This is a genomic window from Nocardia sp. NPDC051570 (genome assembly GCF_044454005.1).
In the GTDB taxonomy this organism is placed as follows: Bacteria; Actinomycetota; Actinomycetes; order Mycobacteriales; family Mycobacteriaceae; genus Nocardia.
In genome coordinates, this window is record NZ_JBITDI010000056.1 from 1,937 (window position 1) to 3,058 (window position 1,122).

Consider the following 1,122-nt stretch of genomic DNA (forward strand, 5'->3'; position numbering starts at 1 on the left):
ACGTTCTTTCTAGGCGAATTAACGACAGGGCTCGGCCCGCAGTCATACCGATTCTCTTTGTTGAGGGTGCTGGTGCTGCAGTGTGGTTGGAGTCTTGTGTGTTGTTTGAGAACTGCACAGTGGACGCGAGCATCTTTGTTTGTAAGTGTTTAAGGGCGTACGGTGGATGCCTTGGCACCAGGAGCCGATGAAGGACGTAGGAGGCTGCGATAAGCCTCGGGGAGCTGTCAACCGAGCTGAGATCCGAGGATGTCCGAATGGGGAAACCCGGCACGAGTGATGTCGTGTCACCCGCATCTGAATATATAGGGTGTGTGGAGGGAACGTGGGGAAGTGAAACATCTCAGTACCCACAGGAAGAGAAAACAATAGTGATTCCGTGAGTAGTGGCGAGCGAAAGCGGATGAGGCTAAACCGTGTAGATGTGATAGGCGGCAGTCGTTGTCTATGCGGGGTTGTGGGACATTTCTTCTCAGTTCTGCCGAGCTGGGCGAGAGTCAGAAACCAAGTTGTTAGTCGAATTGGTCTGGGATGGCCAACCGTAGACGGTGAGAGTCCGGTAGACGAAAACATCTTGGCTCTTGTGAAATGCTCCCGAGTAGCAGCGGGCCCGTGAAATCTGCTGTGAATCTGCCGGGACCACCCGGTAAGCCTGAATACTACCTGGTGACCGATAGCGGACTAGTACCGTGAGGGAAAGGTGAAAAGTACCCCGGGAGGGGAGTGAAATAGTGCCTGAAACCGTGCGCTTACAATCCGTCAGAGCCTTCGCATCCTTGTGGTGTGTGGGGTGATGGCGTGCCTTTTGAAGAATGAGCCTGCGAGTCATCGGTATGTGGCGAGGTTAACCCGTGTGGGGTAGCCGTAGCGAAAGCGAGTCCGAATAGGGCGCCTGAGTCGCATGCTATGGACCCGAAGCGGAGTGATCTACCCATGGCCAGGGTGAAGCGACGGTAAGACGTCGTGGAGGCCCGAACCCACTTAGGTTGAAAACTGAGGGGATGAGCTGTGGGTAGGGGTGAAAGGCCAATCAAACTCCGTGATAGCTGGTTCTCCCCGAAATGCATTTAGGTGCAGCGTCGCGTGTTTCACCCTGGAGGTAGAGCTACTGGATGGCCTAAG

The 1,122-nt window shown here is 54.7% G+C and carries 1 rRNA gene (running past one end of the window); it reads left to right on the plus strand.

Features of this window, described 5'->3' with window-relative positions:
• Window positions 1-139 precede the first annotated feature (139 nt).
• A 23S ribosomal RNA gene (locus ACIA76_RS43530) occupies window positions 140-1,122 on the plus strand; it runs 2,235 nt beyond the window's last position.